General features: G+C 64.6%; 15 protein-coding genes. 9 read left to right on the forward strand and 6 right to left on the reverse strand.

Features of this window, described 5'->3' with window-relative positions:
* Nucleotides 1-122 precede the first annotated feature (122 nt).
* From ACGYK4_RS02325 to ACGYK4_RS02355, 7 genes are all read left to right on the forward strand, one after another.
* The gene (locus tag ACGYK4_RS02325; RefSeq protein ID WP_067261195.1) at nt 123-524 is read left to right on the forward strand and encodes a MerR family DNA-binding transcriptional regulator; all 402 of its coding nucleotides are present in this window, start codon (nt 123-125) and stop codon (nt 522-524) included.
* 52 nt (nt 525-576) lie between these two features.
* On the forward strand, nt 577-2,358 hold the full coding sequence (locus ACGYK4_RS02330; protein ID WP_394454920.1) for an acyl-CoA dehydrogenase C-terminal domain-containing protein: 1,782 nt from the start codon (nt 577-579) through the stop codon (nt 2,356-2,358).
* 49 nt (nt 2,359-2,407) lie between these two features.
* Nucleotides 2,408-2,620: a hypothetical protein gene (locus ACGYK4_RS02335; protein ID WP_067261198.1), complete on the forward strand. Its 213-nt coding sequence runs from the start codon at nt 2,408-2,410 to the stop codon at nt 2,618-2,620.
* A gap of 23 nt (nt 2,621-2,643) precedes the next feature.
* A complete protein-coding gene (locus tag ACGYK4_RS02340; RefSeq protein ID WP_394454921.1) occupies nt 2,644-3,792 on the forward strand; it encodes an acyl-CoA dehydrogenase family protein in 1,149 nt (382 codons plus the stop codon).
* A 134-nt stretch (nt 3,793-3,926) separates the two neighbouring features.
* Nucleotides 3,927-4,565 (forward strand): glutathione S-transferase family protein, encoded by a 639-nt coding sequence (locus ACGYK4_RS02345; protein WP_394454923.1) that lies wholly within the window; start codon nt 3,927-3,929, stop codon nt 4,563-4,565.
* A 15-nt stretch (nt 4,566-4,580) separates the two neighbouring features.
* Nucleotides 4,581-5,795 carry an acetyl-CoA C-acetyltransferase gene (locus tag ACGYK4_RS02350; RefSeq protein WP_209218222.1) on the forward strand — a complete coding sequence of 405 codons (1,215 nt, stop codon included), beginning with the start codon at nt 4,581-4,583 and terminating at the stop codon, nt 5,793-5,795.
* Nucleotides 5,796-5,815: 20 nt separating this feature from the next.
* Nucleotides 5,816-8,017 (forward strand): 3-hydroxyacyl-CoA dehydrogenase NAD-binding domain-containing protein, encoded by a 2,202-nt coding sequence (locus ACGYK4_RS02355; protein WP_394454924.1) that lies wholly within the window; start codon nt 5,816-5,818, stop codon nt 8,015-8,017.
* A 249-nt stretch (nt 8,018-8,266) separates the two neighbouring features.
* On the opposite strand, the gene ACGYK4_RS02360 is transcribed toward ACGYK4_RS02355, so the two are convergent.
* Entirely contained in the window at nt 8,267-8,908 is a 642-nt protein-coding gene (locus tag ACGYK4_RS02360; protein WP_394454925.1) for a sulfotransferase family 2 domain-containing protein, read from the reverse strand.
* Nucleotides 8,905-9,837, reverse strand: a complete 933-nt coding sequence (locus ACGYK4_RS02365) for a DMT family transporter (protein WP_209218225.1) — start codon at nt 9,835-9,837, stop codon at nt 8,905-8,907. Before ACGYK4_RS02365 ends, ACGYK4_RS02360 begins: the two co-directional genes overlap by 4 nt.
* A 94-nt stretch (nt 9,838-9,931) precedes the next feature.
* Between ACGYK4_RS02365 and ACGYK4_RS02370 the strand changes: the two genes are divergently transcribed.
* Both ACGYK4_RS02370 and ACGYK4_RS02375 read left to right on the forward strand, forming a co-directional pair.
* The gene (locus ACGYK4_RS02370) at nt 9,932-11,557 is read left to right on the forward strand and encodes an AMP-binding protein (protein WP_394454927.1); all 1,626 of its coding nucleotides are present in this window, start codon (nt 9,932-9,934) and stop codon (nt 11,555-11,557) included.
* Nucleotides 11,558-11,641: 84 nt separating this feature from the next.
* Complete coding sequence (locus ACGYK4_RS02375; RefSeq protein WP_394454928.1) at nt 11,642-12,655, forward strand: hypothetical protein; 1,014 nt, start codon at nt 11,642-11,644, stop codon at nt 12,653-12,655.
* Between the two features lie 69 nt (nt 12,656-12,724).
* Here the strand turns inward: ACGYK4_RS02375 and ACGYK4_RS02380 are convergent, their stop codons facing one another.
* From ACGYK4_RS02380 to ACGYK4_RS02395, 4 genes are all read right to left on the reverse strand, one after another.
* Nucleotides 12,725-14,158, reverse strand: a complete 1,434-nt coding sequence (locus tag ACGYK4_RS02380) for an SPOR domain-containing protein (protein ID WP_394454930.1) — start codon at nt 14,156-14,158, stop codon at nt 12,725-12,727.
* An 87-nt stretch (nt 14,159-14,245) separates the two neighbouring features.
* Nucleotides 14,246-14,887 (reverse strand): uracil phosphoribosyltransferase, encoded by a 642-nt coding sequence (gene upp / locus ACGYK4_RS02385; protein ID WP_067263778.1) that lies wholly within the window; start codon nt 14,885-14,887, stop codon nt 14,246-14,248.
* A 70-nt stretch (nt 14,888-14,957) separates the two neighbouring features.
* Entirely contained in the window at nt 14,958-16,148 is a 1,191-nt protein-coding gene (locus ACGYK4_RS02390; protein WP_394454931.1) for a phosphopentomutase, read from the reverse strand.
* A complete protein-coding gene (locus ACGYK4_RS02395) occupies nt 16,148-17,452 on the reverse strand; it encodes a thymidine phosphorylase (protein WP_394454932.1) in 1,305 nt (434 codons plus the stop codon). Before ACGYK4_RS02395 ends, ACGYK4_RS02390 begins: the two co-directional genes overlap by 1 nt.
* Nucleotides 17,453-17,454: the final 2 nt, after the last annotated feature.

Here is a 17,454-nt window from a genome sequence, read left to right on the forward strand (position 1 = left end):
AAAGGAAATTACCCTGCGCATAAAGTGACGCAACGTATCACTTACGTCAACGTCAACTCCCATTGTATCAGAAATGCCAGCCCCCAACTGAAGTCATGAAACGACGATTGGAGAGTGATGAGATGACTGCCGACACGCTGACCATTCGCCAGATGTGCGACGCTTTCGAAGTGACCCCGCGGACCCTGCGGTTCTACGAAGCGAAAGAGCTGCTCTTCCCATTGCGCGAGGGCCAGAAACGCCTGTTCACCAAAAGCGACCGCGCTCGGCTCAAGCTGATCCTGCGCGGCAAGCGCTTTGGCTTCAGCCTCGAAGAAATCCGCCAGCTGCTCGACCTTTATCATATGGGCGACCAGCAACAGACGCAGATCGCCGCGGCCTATGAGATCGCCCGCGCCCGTCTGGCCGACCTCGAGTCGCGCCGCGAAGAGCTGAACGAGGCCATCGAAGACCTCAAGGACCAGTTGAAATGGGGGGAAAAGATGATCGCCTCCATGAACCAACCCCGCCGCGCCGCCGAATAGCCCCGGCGACGCCGCCCCTCACATCCATAAAAAGACGACGCGGAGAGCAAAGATGCCCAGTTACACAGCCCCCACCAAAGACCTGCAATTCGTTCTGCACGACGTGCTGAAGGTGACCGAAAGCAAGACCCCCGGCTATGATGAGCTGGAGCCTGATTTCACCTCCGCCATCCTTGAAGAGGCGGGCAAGCTCACCTCCGAAGTGCTCGCCCCGCTGAACGTCGTGGGCGACAAGGAAGGCTGCCGTTTGGAAAACGGCGTCGTCTACACGCCCAAAGGGTTCAAGGAAGCCTTTGAAAAGGTGAAAGAAGGCGGCTGGCCCGGCCTCGACATGCCCGAAGCCTATGGCGGGCAGAACATGCCCTACGTCCTCGGCACCGCCGTGGGTGAGATGTTCTCGGCGGCGAACCAAGCCTTCACCATGTACCAAGGTCTGACCCATGGCGCGGCCTCGGCGATCCTTGCCCATGGCACCGACGCGCAGAAGGACACCTACCTGCCCAAGATGGTCTCCTGCGAATGGACCGGCACCATGAACCTGACTGAGCCGCATTGCGGCACCGATCTGGGCCTGATGCGCACCAAGGCGGCCCCGCAGGACGATGGCAGCTACAAGATCTCTGGCCAGAAGATCTTCATCTCCTCGGGTGAGCATGACATGGCCGACAACATCATCCACCTCGTGCTGGCCAAAATCGAAGGCGGGCCTGAGGGCATCAAGGGCGTGTCGCTCTTCATCGTGCCCAAGTTCATGGTCAACGAAGATGGGTCTTTGGGGGAGCGTAACGGCGTCTCCGTCGGCTCCATCGAAGAGAAAATGGGCATCCACGGCAACTCGACCTGCGTGATGAACTACGACGGTGCCACCGGCTATCTGCTGGGGACCGAACACAAGGGCATGCGCGCCATGTTCACCATGATGAACGAAGCCCGCGTCGGCGTCGGCATGCAGGGTCTGGCTCAGGCCGAGGTGGCCTATCAAAACGCGCTGGAATACGCCAAGGACCGCCTGCAAGGCCGCGCCGTTACCGGTGCCGTCGCCCCCGAAAAACCCGCCGACCCGCTGATCGTGCACCCCGACATCCGCCGTTCGCTGATGGATCAGAAAAGCTTTGTCGAAGCGGCCCGTGCCTTCATCCTCTGGGGGGCCACGATGATCGACGCGGCGCACCGCGCTGAGGATAAGGACGCAGATGGCCTCGTGTCGCTGCTCACCCCGGTCATCAAGGGCTTCCTGACCGACCAAGGCTACGACATGACCGTGAAGGCCCAGCAGGTCTACGGTGGCCACGGCTATATCGAGGAATGGGGCATGTCCCAATTCACCCGTGACGCCCGCATCGCACAGATCTACGAAGGCGCCAATGGCGTGCAGGCGCTTGACCTCGTGGGCCGCAAACTGGCGCAGGACGGCGGCAAGCATGTCATGGCCTTCTTCGACCTCGTGAAGGGCTTCATCAAGGACAACGCGGGCCAAGACGCCGAATTCGACGCGGCCTTCCTTGAACCCCTGAAGGCGGCCAGCAAGGATCTGCAATCGGCGGGCATGTACTTCATGCAGAACGGCATGAAGAACCCCAACAACGCGCTCGCCGGGTCCAACGACTTCATGCATATGTTCGGCCATGTCTGCCTCGGCCTGATGTGGGCCAAGATGGGTCTCGCGGCGAAAGAAGCATTGAAGAACGGCAGCGGCGACGCCACGTTCTATGAGACCAAGCTCGCCACTGGCCGCTACTATATGGCGCGCCAATTGCCCGCCACGGCCCTGCACCTGACCCGCATCCAATCCGGCGCGGATACGGTCATGGCGCTGGAGGCCGCAAACTTCTAAAACGGGGGGTGGGGGCAAGCCCCCACCCTGCCCAACACCCGGAGAGACCATGCCCAAACGCTTCCGCCTGACCCGCCGCTTCCCCGTCGCCATGACCGAAGAAGGCTACCGCAGGCTGAAGAAGTTCAGCACGGATGCAGGTCTTGATGAGGGGGAAGCGCTGTCGTTCCTGTTCGAGAATTTCAACTCGGTCATGAACGAAGAAAACCTGATCGCGCGGCTGCGCCTGTTCAACGCCGAACTGGACGCCCGCAAACGCTGAACCCTTGGGGAGGGGGCCAGAAGATGCAGACCAAAACATCCAGCTGGATGACCGATGAACACCAGATGATCGCCGACATGACGGCGCAGTTCATCAACACCGAATGGGCGCCGCATTTCGAGAAATGGCGCAAACAGGGCCAGATGGACCGCGACACATGGGCGCAGGCCGGAGAACTGGGCCTGCTCTGCCCCTCGGTGCCCGAAGAATACGGCGGCGCCGGCGGCGATTTCGGCCATGAGGCCGCCATCCTCATCGAAGGCTCCCGCGCTAACCTCGCCTCCTGGGGCCACGGCATCCACTCCGGCATCGTGGCGCATTACATCCTCGCCTACGGCACCGAGGACCAGAAAAAACGCTGGCTGCCCAAGATGGTCTCGGGCGAGCTGGTCGGCGCGCTGGCAATGACCGAACCCTCGACCGGCTCGGACGTGCAGCGCATCAAGACCAAGGCGATCCGAGAGGGCAACGCCTACAAACTTTCGGGCCAAAAGACCTTCATCACCAACGGCCAGCACGCCAACCTGATCATCGTGGCAGCCAAGACCGACCCCAAGGAAGGCTCCAAGGGCGTCAGCCTCGTCGTCGTGGAGACCGACAAGGCCGAAGGCTTCCAGCGCGGCCGCAACCTCGACAAGATCGGCCTGCACGCCGCCGACACTTCCGAGCTCTTCTTCGACAATGTCGAGATCCCGCCCGAGAACATCCTCGGCCAGGACGAGGGCCAGGGCTTCTACCAGATGATGCAGCAACTGCCGCAGGAACGGCTGATCATCGGCTGCGGCGCGGTGGGCGCGATGGAAGGCGCCGTGGCGCGCACCATCCAATACTGCAAGGAACGCGAAGCCTTCGGCGGCCCGCTGACCCAGTTCCAGAACACCCGCTTCCAACTCGCCGAAGTGAAGACCAAGACTGCGGTGGCCCGCGCCTTCCTCGACGAATGCATTAGCGAACACCTGCGCGGCGAACTCAGCGTCGACAAGGCAGCGATGCAGAAATACTGGCTCACCGACACCCAAGGCGAGGTGCTGGATGTCTGCTTGCAGATGCACGGCGGCTACGGCTTCATGCAGGAATATGCCGTGGGCGAAATGTGGGCCGATGCGCGGGTGCAGCGCATTTACGGCGGCACCAATGAGATCATGAAGGAACTGATCGCGCGCAACCTCTAGCCGTGCGCGGGTTGAAACACCGGCGCAGAGGTATTTGAAAAAGGATGAAGATAAGGCGCCCCCTGCCCCCTTCATCCTTTCACAAATACCTTCCGACATTTCAGCGGGCGCCGACAGAAGAGGAGGAATGACAGGTGACCATACAGCTTTATTGCTTTGGCGAATCGGGCAACGCCTACAAGGCGGCGCTTGCGCTCGAATTGTCCGGGCTCGACTGGGAGCCGGTGAAGGTGGACTTTTTCGGTGGCCAGACGCGCCAGCCCGACTACCGCGCGCAGATCAACAACATGGGCGAGGCGCCGGTGATGATCGACGGCGATCTTCGGCTCACCCAATCGGGGGTGATTCAGGATTACGTTGCGGAAAAGACGGGCAAATTCGGCGGGCGCGACGCGACGGAACGGCGCGAAATCCTGCGTTGGGTGCTATGGGATAACCACAAGCTTAGCTCCGTTGCCGGGATGACCCGTTTTCTGATGAACTTCCTGCCCGAAGACAAACGCCCCGCCGAGGTCATCGCCTTCAACCAGGGCCGGCTCAAGGCGGCCTACGGCGTGCTGAACGACCATCTCGACGGGCGCGATTGGATCGCGGGCGACGACATCACCAACGCGGACCTCAGCTGCTGCGGGTATCTTTATTACCCCGAGCCTTTCGGTTTCGACCGCAGCGACTGGCCCCATATCGACGCGTGGCTTACGCGTCTGAGCGAAACACCGGGCTGGAAAGCCCCCTATGATTTGATGCCCGGCAGCCCTGCTGACCGCGCCTGACCCGGAGGACATGACATGACCCAAGACGTATACATCTACGACGCCCTGCGCACCCCGCGCGGCAAGGGCCGTAAGGACGGCGCCCTGCACGAGGTGACCTCGCTGCGGCTTTCCGCCCAGACCCTGAACGCCGTGAAGGAGCGCAACAACCTCGAAGGCCATGCCGTCGAGGACGTGATCTGGGGCAACGTCACCCAGGTGATGGAACAGGGCGGCTGCCTGGCCCGCTCGGCGGTGCTGGCCTCGGACCTTGATGAGCGCATCCCGGGTCTGGCCATCAACCGCTTCTGCGCGTCGGGCATGGAGGCCGTGAACCTCGCTGCGAACCAAGTCAAAGGCGGCGCGGGCAACGGCTATATCGCCGGTGGTGTCGAGATGATGGGCCGCGTGGCCATGGGCAGCGATGGGGCGGCCATCGCCGTGGACCCGACGCTGGCGATGGAGAAATACTTCGTGCCGCAGGGCATCTCGGCGGATATCATCGCCACCGAGTTCGGCTTCTCGCGTGACGAGGCCGACCAACTGGCCATGCAGTCTCAGCAGCGCGCCGCGCGGGCCTGGGAAGAGGGCCGCTTCGACAAATCTGTCATCACCGTGCGCGACCAGAACGGCCTCGCCATCCTCGACCGCGACGAATACATGCGCCCGCAGACCGACATGCAGAGCCTTGGCGGCCTGAACCCCGCCTTCCAGCAGATGGGCGAGGTCATGCCCGGCTTCGACAAGGTCGCGCTGATGAAATACCCGCATCTGGAGCGGATCAACCACATCCACCACGCGGGCAACTCGTCTGGCATCGTCGACGGTGCCGCAGCCGTTTTGATCGGCAACAAGGAGTTCGGCGAGCAGCACGGGCTGAAGCCCCGCGCCCGCATCCGCGCCACCGCCAAGATCGGCACCGATCCCACCATCATGCTGACCGGCCCGGTGCCGGTGACCGAGAAGATCCTCAAGGACAACGGCATGACCATCGGCGACATCGACCTCTTCGAGGTCAACGAGGCTTTCGCCGCCGTGGTGCTGCGCTTCATGCAGGCCTTCGATGTGGACGACAGCAAGGTCAACGTGAACGGCGGCGGCATCGCCATGGGGCACCCCTTGGGCGCCACCGGCGCCATGATCATCGGCATCCTGCTCGATGAGATGGAGCGCGCCGACAAGGAAGTGGGGCTGGCCACGCTCTGCATCGCGTCGGGCATGGGTGCCGCCACCATCATCGAGCGCGTGTGAGCCGCGAAGGGAGCAAGAGAATGACCGATTTCACAATGAACAAGGATGCCGAAGGCATCGCCACCATCACTTGGGACGTGCCGGGCAAGAGCATGAACGTCATGTCCTTCGACGGCCTGCGCGATCTGGAAAAGCATATCGACGACGCGCTGGCCGATGACGCCGTCAAAGGCATCGTCATCACCTCCGGCAAGGAGGGCTCTTTCGCCGGGGGCATGGACCTGAACCTGCTGGCGAAGATGAAGGAAGACGCGGGCGACGATCCGGCCAAGGGGCTTTTCGAGGGCACGATGCAGATGCACGCCCTGCTGCGCAAGATCGAGCGCGCGGGCATGGACCCCAAGACCAACAAGGGCGGCAAGCCCGTGGCCTGCGTGATCCCCGGTACCGCCGCGGGCATCGGGCTGGAACTGCCGCTGTCCACGCACCGCACCTTTGCCGCCGACAACCCCAAGGCGCGCATCGGCCTGCCGGAGATCCTCGTGGGCATCTTCCCGGGTGCGGGTGGCACCACGCGGATGGTGCGCAAGCTCGGCGCCATGGCGGCTTCGCCCTTCCTTCTGGAAGGCAAGATGGTGGCCCCTGCCGCAGCGCAGAAGGCCGGGATCATCGACGAGGTCAGCGAAGACCCGATGGCCGCCGCGCGTGACTGGGTGCTGAACGCCAAGGACGCCGATCTGGTCAAGCCGTGGGATGCCAAGGGCTACAAGATGCCCGGCGGCGCGCCCTATCATCCGGCCGGCTTCATGACCTTCGTCGGCGCCAATGCGATGGTCAACGGCAAGACGCAGGGCGTCTATCCGGCGGCCAAGGCGCTCTTGTCGGCGGTCTACGAAGGTGCGCTTGTGCCTTTCGACACCGCACTGAAGGTCGAGGCGCGCTGGTTCACCAACGTGCTGATGAATCCGTCGTCGGGCAACATGATCCGCTCGCTTTTCCTCAACAAGGAAGCGCTGGAGAAGGGTGCCGTGCGGCCCGAAGGCGTGCCGGACCAGCGCGTGAAGAAGCTGGGCGTTCTGGGCGCGGGCATGATGGGTGCCGGCATCACGCTGGTTTCGGCGCAGGCCGGCATCGAGGTGGTGCTGATCGACCAGACGCAGGAGGCCGCGGACAAGGGCAAGGCCTATACCGAGGGCTATTTCGACAAGGGCATCGCCCGCAAGAAAGCCACGCCCGAGAAGAAGGCCAAGGCGCTCGATCTGATCACCGCGACCACCGATCTGGAGGCGCTGAAGGGGTGTGATCTGATCATCGAGGCGGTCTTCGAAGATCCGAAGGTTAAGGCCGAGATGACTCAGAAGGTCGAGGCCGTGATCCCCGAGGATTGCATCTTTGCCTCCAACACCTCGACCCTGCCGATCACCGATCTGGCCAAAGCGTCGAGCCGCGCGGAGCAGTTCATCGGCATTCACTTCTTCTCGCCCGTCGAGAAGATGCTGCTGGTGGAGATCATCAAGGGCCAAGGGACCGGTGACCGGGCCGTGGCGAAAGCGCTCGACTTCGTGCGCCAGATCCGCAAGACCCCGATCGTGGTCAATGACGCGCGCTTCTTCTACGCCAACCGCTGCATCATTCCTTACATCAACGAAGGTGTGCGCATGGTCCAGGAGGGCGTCGAGCCCGCGTTGATCGAGAACGCCGCGAAGCTGGTCGGCATGCCGCTTGGCCCGCTGCAGCTGATGGACGAGACCTCGATCGATCTGGGGGCCAAGATCGCCCGCGCGACCAAGGCGGCGATGGGCGATGAATATCCGAACGACGACATCGACCCGCTGGTGTTCTGGATGGAGGAAGAGGGCCGTCTGGGCCGCAAGGCCAACGCCGGTTTCTACAGCTACGACGCGAAGGGCAAGCGCGAGGGTCTGTGGCAGGGCATGGGGGACAAGTACCCCGTGGCCGAGGAGCAGCCCGAGTTGATCGAGGTGCAGCATCGCTTGCTGTTCTCGCAGACGCTGGAAGCCGTGCGCGCGCTGGAGGAAGGTGTCTTGATGGACATCCGCGAGGGCGACGTGGGCGCGATCCTCGGCTGGGGCTTCGCGCCCTGGTCCGGCGGCCCGCTGAGCTGGCTCGACATGATCGGCGCGCCCTATGCGGCGGAGCGTTGTGACGAGCTGACCGAGAAATACGGTGAGCGCTTTGCATGCCCGGACCTGCTGCGCGATATGGCGCAGAAGAACCAGAGTTTCTACGGACGGTTCAACCCAGACGCCAAGGCGGCGTAAGGGAGAGAGGGGGCGCTTCGGCGCCCCTTTTTATTGGTAGGAGGGTCATCGCCTGCCCGCGGGTCGGCGATGCGACGTGGCTTTATGCCACTTTATGGTGCAGCCATGATGTGCGCTCGCGAAGTCGCGCCCTGCCTCACCAAATCGCCTACCCGGTCGCACCGGAGGTGCGCCCTAACTGTACCTGCACGCCTCTGGCGTGACGGGGCGGGCAGGCGATGGCCCGGCGCCTGCGGCTTGATTCCGGGCCTAGTGTTCTTCGTAACCGTAGCCAAACCGCGCGATATCCTCGGCACAGACCTCCGACACCAAATCGCGCAACTCGGGCGTATAGGCCGCCTGCCCCTCCGAGGTGTTTACCCGCGGCAATTCCAACTCAAACCCAAGATGCTCAAACAACGGCGCCGCATCTTCGGCAAAATGCTCCAGCCGAATATAGAGATCGCAACGCTCCCGCCCCGCCGCATCCCGCATATACCGCCGCGCGGGCCATGCCCGCAGGCTGGCTTGCGTCTGCGGTTGCCGCAGGAACCCGGCGAAATCCGTCGCCTTCGCCAGCGCCACCGCCGGATGCTCAAACCCCTGCCCCCGCAGCCAGCGATAATAGCTCGCCACCCGGTCCCACGGGTTGCGCACCAGCGTGAAGCAGAACAGCCCCGAGAGTTCCTCCGCTGTCACCAACCCGTCGATGTCCGCCAGCGTCGAATGCTTCCACAGCCGCCCCGCCGCCTGCGCGCCCTGCACCCGCCGCCGCCGCTTGCGCGCTTTCGGCGTGTCGCCCAGCATCACGTCGTCCTTCATCGCGCGATCTTCAAGCACCAGCGCCAGTGAGGTGCCCCCGGTCTTGGGGATATGAACGAAGACGTAACGCCGACCGCGACTAATGATCACTCCACCGCCTCCGGCGCGCGTAGGGTCGAAGGCTCATCGCTGCGCAGGGCGATCACCGCCCCGGCCAGTGCGATCAACGCCATGCCCGCGAAAGCCAATGGCGGTACCTCTTGATCCCAAAGGATATAGGCCCAGAAACTGGCGAAGATCAGCAGCGAGTACTCGAAAATCGCCACATGCCCGGCCTCTCCCAATTGGTAGCCGCGCACCAGGAAGCCGATGCCGATGAGCGAGCCCACCGCCTGCACCGCGATCCAGAACCACATCGCGCCGTCGAGCGGCCCCCATGTCCGGCTGACGAAACCTTCGGCCCCCGCCACCTCCGCCCCCGGCAGGACCAAGACACCGATGCCGCCCATGACTGCCAACATGCCGAAGAAGCCCGCGGTCATCACCATCGTGCTCTCCCCCTCGCACCACGCCCGCGTCGCCACGGCGCCGATGGCATAGAGCGCCCCGGCCAACAGCGGGAGGAAGGCCACGGGGTCAAGATCGCTCGGGTCCGGGCGGATCACCATCAAGGCCCCGGCAAAACCCACGGCCACGGCCCCCCACCGCCATGGGCCGACGCGCTTGCCCTGAAACAGGGCCGAGATCATCAGCACGAAAAGCGGCGAGGTGAACAGCCCGGCCACCACCACCCCGATGGGCAGAAAAGCCAGACAGCCGAAATAGATCAACATCGCGCCCGCCTGAAACAAGCTGCGCCCGGCCACGGCCCAGAACCGCCGCGGGCGCAAGATGCCGAAACCCAAGGCCGCCAGCACCATCAGGATCGCCACCGCCATAAGCCCGCGCAGGAAGTGAAACTGCCAGAGCGACCCGCGCTCGGTGATGAAGGGGACGAAATTATCCGTCAGCCCCAAAGCCGCCATACCACTCACCGCGCAAAGCGCCGCCAGCCCCGATTTTACCGCTGTGTCCTGCATCTGCCCTCCTTTTCCCTCCTGCCCTCTTTTCAAAGTCACGTCCGGGCAGCAATACTCAACCCCAAATCGCAACCAATGCCTTGGGAGGGGTCGCATGGGGTGGATGACGGATGAAAGCGGGCTTGAGAAATGCGCGGCGAATTTCGTGCCGCTCACGCCCTTGTCGCATTTGGTCCGCGCCGCAGAGGTTTTCCCGAACCAGACGGCGGTGATCCACGGCGACCACCGCGTCACCTATGCCCAGTACCATGACCGCTGCAGCCGCCTCGCCGCGCTGCTGGCCGAAATCGGCGTGGCCCCCGGCGACGTGGTCGCCACCCTCATCCCCAACCTGCCCGCGCAGGCCGAGGCGCATTTCGGCGTGCCCGCCTGCGGGGCCGTGCTCAACACCATCAACATTCGCCTCGATCCCGACACGGTGGCCTATATCCTCGACCACGGCGGGGCCAAGGTGCTCTTGGTCGATACCGAGTTCCTGCCGCTGGCCGAAGACGCCTGCGCGCGGATGGAGGGCACCTGCCCCGCGATCATCGAAGTGCCCGACCCTGCCGCCGGTTTCCCTGCCAGCGGGCGGCACCCGCAATACGAAGACCTTCTGGCCGAAGCCAATCCGAATTTTCACTGGATCATGCCCGAAGATGAATGGGAGAGCCTCGCGCTCAACTACACCTCCGGCACCACCGGGCGGCCCAAGGGCGTGGTCTACCACCACCGCGGCGCCTACCTGATGACCATGGGCACGGTAATCTCTTGGCAGATGGTGTTGCGCCCGGTCTTCATGCAGATCGTGCCGCTGTTTCACTGCAACGGCTGGAACCACACTTGGATGATGCCGCTTTTGGGCGGCACGCTGGTCTGTTGCCGCGACATCACCGCGGCGGCGATCTATGACGCCATCGCCGATCACGGCGTCACCCATTTCGGCGGCGCGCCCATCGTGCTGAACATGCTGGTCAACGCGGACGCAGAAGACCGCCGCGCCTTCGATCACCGGGTCGAGGTTTTCACCGCGGGCGCGCCCCCGGCCCCCGCGACCCTGTCGAAGATCGAAAAGCTGGGGTTCAACGTTACGCAGGTCTATGGGCTGACCGAAACCTTTGGCCATGTCACCGAATGTCTCTGGCAAGGCGCATGGGACGGGCTGCCCGAACCGGAGCGCGCCGGGATCAAGGCCCGCCAAGGTGTCGCGATGCCGATGATGGAAGAGATCACCGTGATGGACGCCGAGATGGCCCAAACCCCGCGTGACGGCGCGGCACAGGGCGAGATCATGATCCGCGGCAATGCGGTGATGAAAGGCTACCTCAAGAACCCCGAGGCCACGGCAGAAGCCTTCGCAGGCGGCTACTTCCATTCCGGCGACATCGCGGTGCAGCATCCCGACGGCTACATCCAGATCGCCGACCGCGCCAAGGACATCATCATCTCGGGCGGAGAGAATATTTCGAGCGTCGAGGTCGAGGGTGTGTTGATGGGCCACGGCGCGGTCAACCTCGCGGCCGTGGTGGCGCAACCGGATGAGAAATGGGGCGAGGTGCCTTGCGCCTTTGTCGAGTTGAAACCGGGGGCGGAGGCCAGCGAAGAGGCGCTGATCGCCTTTGCCCGCGCGCGCCTTGCCGGGTTCAAGACGCCCAAGCGCGTGGTCTTTGGCGAACTGCCAAAAACCTCCACCGGGAAGATCCAGAAGTTCGAATTGCGCAAACAGGCGGCGGCCTTCTAAGGCGGGGCATTATGTCACCTGCCATTGCTGATCCCGCAGCGCGTGGTAGAGTGGCGAAAACTGACAGGCCCGCAGCAGAACCCCATGACCGCCTTGACAAAATACGCCCGGCTCGAAGCGACGGGCCTTTGGCGCGCCACGCCCGATGCGCAGCGGCGCGAGGTGATCGTCTCTATCGGTGACGCCACGCTGGTGATCAGCGATCTCAAGGATCAGGCGCTGACCCATTGGTCGCTGGCCGCCGTCGACAGGGCCAACCCCGGCCAGACCCCCGCGCTCTATCATCCAGACGGCGATCCGGGCGAGACGCTGGAACTGCCCGACAATGAAACCGAGATGATCGAGGCCATCGAAAAGCTGCGCCGCGCGATCAATCGCAGCCGTCCCAAGCCGGAGCGTTTGCGGTCGGTCGGCATGTTGGCCTCCGTCGCGGTGGTGGCGGCGCTGGCGGTCTTTTGGATGCCCGGCGCGCTGCGCGATCATGCGATCAAAGTGGTGCCAGAGGTTAAACGTGTCTCTTTGGGCACGGCCCTGCTCAAGCGGCTGGAACGCGTCTCTGGCCCCGCCTGCGAAAGCCCCGGCGGCAGCGCCGCGCTGGCGCGGCTCACCAAACGGTTGGCGGTCGGGCGCGTGGCGATCCTACCTGATATGACCCGCGCCAGCCTGCATCTGCCGGGCCGTCTCATCGTGCTCGACCGCGCGGTGCTGGAGGATTACGAAGAACCCGATGTCGCTGCGGGCTATGTGCTGACCGAGGATGTGGCGCGCCGGGAGCATGACCCGCTGCGCGCCCTTCTGGAGGCCGTGGGCCTGCGCGAGAACTTCCGCCTGCTGACCACCGGCGATATCTCTTCCGAGGCGCTGGATGCCTATGCCGAGCAACTGCTGATGCGCCCCGCCGCGACACCGCAGGTCGAGGCTCAACTGGCGCGATTTGCCCAAGCCGAGCTGCGCAGCAAGCCCTATGCCTTTGCGCGTGACATCACCGGCGAAAGCACCCTGCCCCTGATCGAAGGTGACCCGATGAACGGCAAGCTGACCGCGCCGCTGATGTCGGATGCCGATTGGCTGAGATTGCAAAGCATCTGCGGCGGCTGACGGATTGGCCCAAGAAAAAGGCCAGCCCGGGGAAACCGCGGCTGGCCTTTCTCCTTCATTGCAAAACGCTTAGCGCCGCAGATAGGCGTCCCGGTATCCCGCCCGGCGCAATTGGCCAAGCGCCGCTTGGGCAGAGCCGCCCGCGATGGGGCCCGCCTGAACGCTGTGATAGGTCTTGCCGCCACGGGTCTGTTTGCCGATGCGGGCGGGCAGGCCCAAGGCCGCGATCTGCCGCGCCGCGCGCTGCGCATTGGCGGGGCTGCCGAAGACACCGACCTGCACATAGCCCGCTTTGGTGTTGGGCTGGGCTGTCGGGGCGGAGCGGCTGGAATAGACGGGGGCCTTCTTGATCGGGCGGGCATCCCGATGGATCGGCGCGGCGTTGCGGTAGCGCAGCACCCGTTTCACCACTTGGCCATCGCGCTCGACGATCTTGACCCGCCCCAGCTTGCGGCGTTGCGTTTCGATATCGAGATAGGGATAGATCAGCGGCACTTTGGCGGTCACGTCTTCGCCGGTGGCCTTGTTGACCAAACGGCGCGGCAGGGTCTGGGTCCAGACCAACAGCATGTCGGCGCGGCCTTCCAAGGTTTGCTCGGCCCGGTGCGGGTTCAGACGGTCGTCTTCCCAAACCTTCCGGTATCCTTTCGGGACTTTCACATTGGTCGTGTTCACCCGATTGATCGCCACATGTTTCGGCACGATCCGCGTCTGCGTGCCCACGGCGCGGGCGGGCTTGGCGCTGACCACCGGTGCGGCGACGGCGGCAGGGGCCACGATCCGCGCGGGTGCAGTGGCAACGCCGGGCATCACACCCGCGCTGCGGTAGGGCTGCGGTGCGGTGCCGCGCTGCGGGCTCGAAGGGGCAAGACGCCCCGTCACAATCGGCTCTGCCTGCGGACCACAGCGCACGCTATACCCATCCCCGCGCCGCATATAGCGCTGCGACAGGGGCGACGCGCCGGGGCAAGCGGTGACGAAGCCAGCCGGTGCCGGGGCGGCCAGCGCGACGGGTTTGCTGGGCACCACGGGCACGGGGCGCGGCGCGGTCTCGCGCACGACTTTGGGGGCAGTGCTCCGCGCCGGGGCTGGCGCGACACGGCGCACCACTTTTTGCGGCGCGGGCCGGGCCACGGGGGCTTTCGGCTTCGCCTTGGGCGCAGGCGCTTCGGCGACACGGGCGGGGGGCCTCTTGGCCGGGGCGGGGTCGACTTTGGTCTGCGCCGCCTCAACCTTTGCCTCTGCCACTTTCACGCCGTTTGTGGGCTGGAAACCGCAGATTTGCTGGCGCGCACGGCTCATGCGGGGCACCCATGACACATTGCCGTCAATGCCCGCGCGGATGAACACACATCCCGCGCTGTCGACATATTGCTTGCCCTTGTAAGAGGACGGCGGAAACTCTGCCGGTTGGCTGCGGCTGTCCTGCGCTTGGGTCTGCGATCCGCCGACACCCAAGGCTGCGACGATCATCGCCATGGCAATACTTCTGGTAAGTGTCATCTAATGCCCCCACACTATCTGGTAGAACGATGCATCAGCGCGCGGCCTGAGTAAAGCACCGCGCGCCGATTAGCGAAACTTACCCGATCACTTGGTGCCGAACATCCGGTCTCCTGCGTCGCCCAAACCGGGGATGATATAGCCCTTTTCGTTGAGGGACTCGTCCAGCGAGGCCGTGACGATGCGCACGTCCGGATGCGCCGCTTTCATCGTGGCGACCCCCTCGGGCGAGGCCAACAGGCAGAGGAAGATGATATTGGTGGCGCCTGCCTCTTTCAGCAGATTGATCGCCGCGACCGAGGAGTTGCCGGTGGCCAGCATCGGGTCCACGGCGATGACCAGACGGTCTTCCATCGCCTCGGGCACTTTGAAGTAATACTGCACCGGCTGGAGGGTCTCTTCGTCACGGTAGAGACCGACAAAGCCGACCCGCGCCGAGGGGATCAATTCGAGCACCCCGTCCATCAGCCCGTTGCCCGCCCGCAGGATCGAGATCAGCGCCAGTTTCTTGCCGTCAAGCGTTGGCGCGTCCATCTCTTGCATCGGGGTCTCGACCCGCTTGGTCGTCATCGGCAGGCCGCGCGTCACCTCATAGGCCAAAAGCTGGCTGATCTCGCGCAGCAACTGCCGGAAGACGGCGGTCGAGGTGGCTTTGTCGCGCATGATGGTCAGCTTGTGCTGCACCAGCGGATGGTCGACGATCGTCAGGTGATTGGGGGTATCGGTCATGCGGCAGGCTCCTTTATTTGCACTGCTTCTAGCCGCACAAGCGCCCCGCTCGCAAGCAAAGGCTGCGCGGCTACTGCGGCACCTCTACCCCCAGATGCCCGGCGACGAGCGCTGCGACATCGGTAAAGCCGATCTGCCCCAATGCCCCCGCCCCGGTCCCGGCGACCAGCACCGGCACCCTTTCGCGGGTGTGATCGCTGCCCGCCCATGTCGGATCATTGCCATGGTCCGCCGTCACCACCAGCATGTCGCCCTCGCGCAGCGCGGCGATCACCTTGCCGATCTCGGCGTCGAACCACTCCAACGCGCGGGCATAGCCCGAGACATCGCGGCGGTGCCCGTAAAGACTGTCGAACTCCACGAAGTTGGCGAAGGTCAGGCTGCCCTCTTCGGCCTCGGCAATCAGATCATGCAGATGGTCCATTAGCTTGGCGTCTGGCCCTTTGCGCAGCTCGTCGATGCCCTGCATGGTAAAGATGTCGCCAATCTTGCCCACCGCAGAGACCCGCCCCCCCGCGTTCTGCACCCAGTTGGTCAGCACCGGTTTAGGCGGCGTGATGGCATAGTCGCGCCGTTTCGCGGTGCGCTCAAAGGCGCCCACTTCACCGGTGAAGGGCCGCGCGATGACACGGCCCACCTTCATCTCATGCAGCCGCGGTGCGATGTCTTGGCAAAGCTTCAAAAGGCGGTCGAGGCCAAAGGTCTCTTCATGCGCGGCGATCTGGAACACGCTGTCGGCAGAAGTATAGCAGATCGGCCAGCCGCTTTCGCAATGCTCCGCCCCCAGCCGTTCGATGATGGCGGTGCCAGAGGCGTGACAATTGCCCAAGATGCCATCGCTGCCCGCCAACCGCGCAACCTCTGCGGTCAGGTCTGCTGGAAAGGCAGGGGTCTCATCGGGGAAGTAATGCCATGCCCAGGGCACTGGCAACCCGGCCAATTCCCAATGGCCCGAGGGGGTGTCTTTGCCCTGCGAAACCTCCGTCGCAGCGCCCCAGCGGCCTTCGGGCGCAGCACCCAGCCCCGGCGCCTCCATCCCGCTGGCGAGCTTCAGCGCAGCGCCCAGACCCAACCGGTCGAGATTGGGCAGCGCCAGCGGCCCGCTGCGCCCCTCTTCGGCCTCTCCCGCCGCACAGGCCTGCGCGATATGGCCCAGCGTATTGGCCCCGGTATCGGGCAGATCACCGTTAAAGAAATCCCCCGCGTCCGGCGCACCGCCGATGCCCACGGAATCGATCACGACCAAGAATGCACGTCCCATCAACCGATCCTTTCCAAGATCAAATCCGGCGCTTCAACCGCCTTGTCCCCTAGCGTGATCGCCGCCAGAACCGCCGCTTCCGCCGAATCCGCCGCCGCGTCCCCCGCCGCATGGATCGTGGCCAAAGGCGCGCCCACGCAGACCTCTTCGCCCAAGCGCCGCACCTGCGACAGGCCCACCGCCGGGTCGATCTGGTCCGCCTCGACCACCCGGCCCCCGCCGAGGTTGACCACCGCCATGCCAAGTGCCGCGCCGTCGATCGTGCTCACGTAGCCGCCGCGCGGCGCGGGGACCGCGCGGATCACGGGGGCTTTGGGCAGAATACGCTCCCAGTTTTCGGCGAAATCGGCGGGTGCGCCCATGGCGCTGAGCATCCGGGTGAAACGCTCCAACGCGCGGCCATCGCGGACTGCCGCGCGGAGCGCTTCGGCCCCCGCCTCAGCCGTCGCGGCCAAACCGCCATTGGCAAGAAGCCCGCCACCCAATTCAGCCGTCACATCAAGGATCGGCCCCGTGGCCGCCCCGGTCAGCACCCGCATTACCTCGGCCACTTCCAGCGCGTTGCCAAGGCTCGGCACCAGCGGCTGGTTCATATCACTGATCACCGCCGTCGTCGGGCAGCCCGCCGCCGTGGCGGTGCCGCTCAGCGCTTCGGCCAAGGCACGCGCCTGCGCGAGCTCCTTCATGAAAGCGCCCGAGCCGACCTTCACGTCGAGCACCAGCCCATCCAGCCCGGCGGCGAGCTTTTTCGACAGGATCGACGCGGTGATCAGGTCGAGCGAATCTACGGTCGAGGTCACATCCCGCACCGCATAAAGCCGCCGATCTGCCGGGGCGATGTCGCCGCTGGCGCTGACAATGGCGCAACCCACGTCTCGCACCACGTCGCGAAAGCGGGCCTCTTCCAACTGCGTGCTGACGCCGGGGATCGCCTCAAGCTTGTCGAGCGTGCCGCCCGTATGCCCCAGCCCCCGACCCGAGATCATCGGCACATAGGCCCCACAGGCAGCCAGCGCGGGGGCGAGGATCAATGAGACGCAATCGCCCACCCCGCCGGTCGAATGTTTGTCGAGCACGGGGCCGTCCAAGTCCCAGTCCAACACCTGCCCCGAATCGCGCATCGCGAGGGTCAGCGCCACCCGGCCCGGCTGGTCCAAGCCATTGAGGCAGATGCCCATGGCAAAGGCTCCGGCCTGCGCGTCACTAACACGGCCATCGGCCAGCGCGCCTGCCATCCACGTCAGCGCCTCTGCGTCCAATGCCTCACCATGGCGCAGCCGCGCCAGAATGTCCCGCGCGCTCATGC

Source organism: Sulfitobacter sp. 1A13368 (genome assembly GCF_043557275.1).
In the GTDB taxonomy this organism is placed as follows: domain Bacteria; phylum Pseudomonadota; class Alphaproteobacteria; order Rhodobacterales; family Rhodobacteraceae; genus Sulfitobacter; species Sulfitobacter faviae.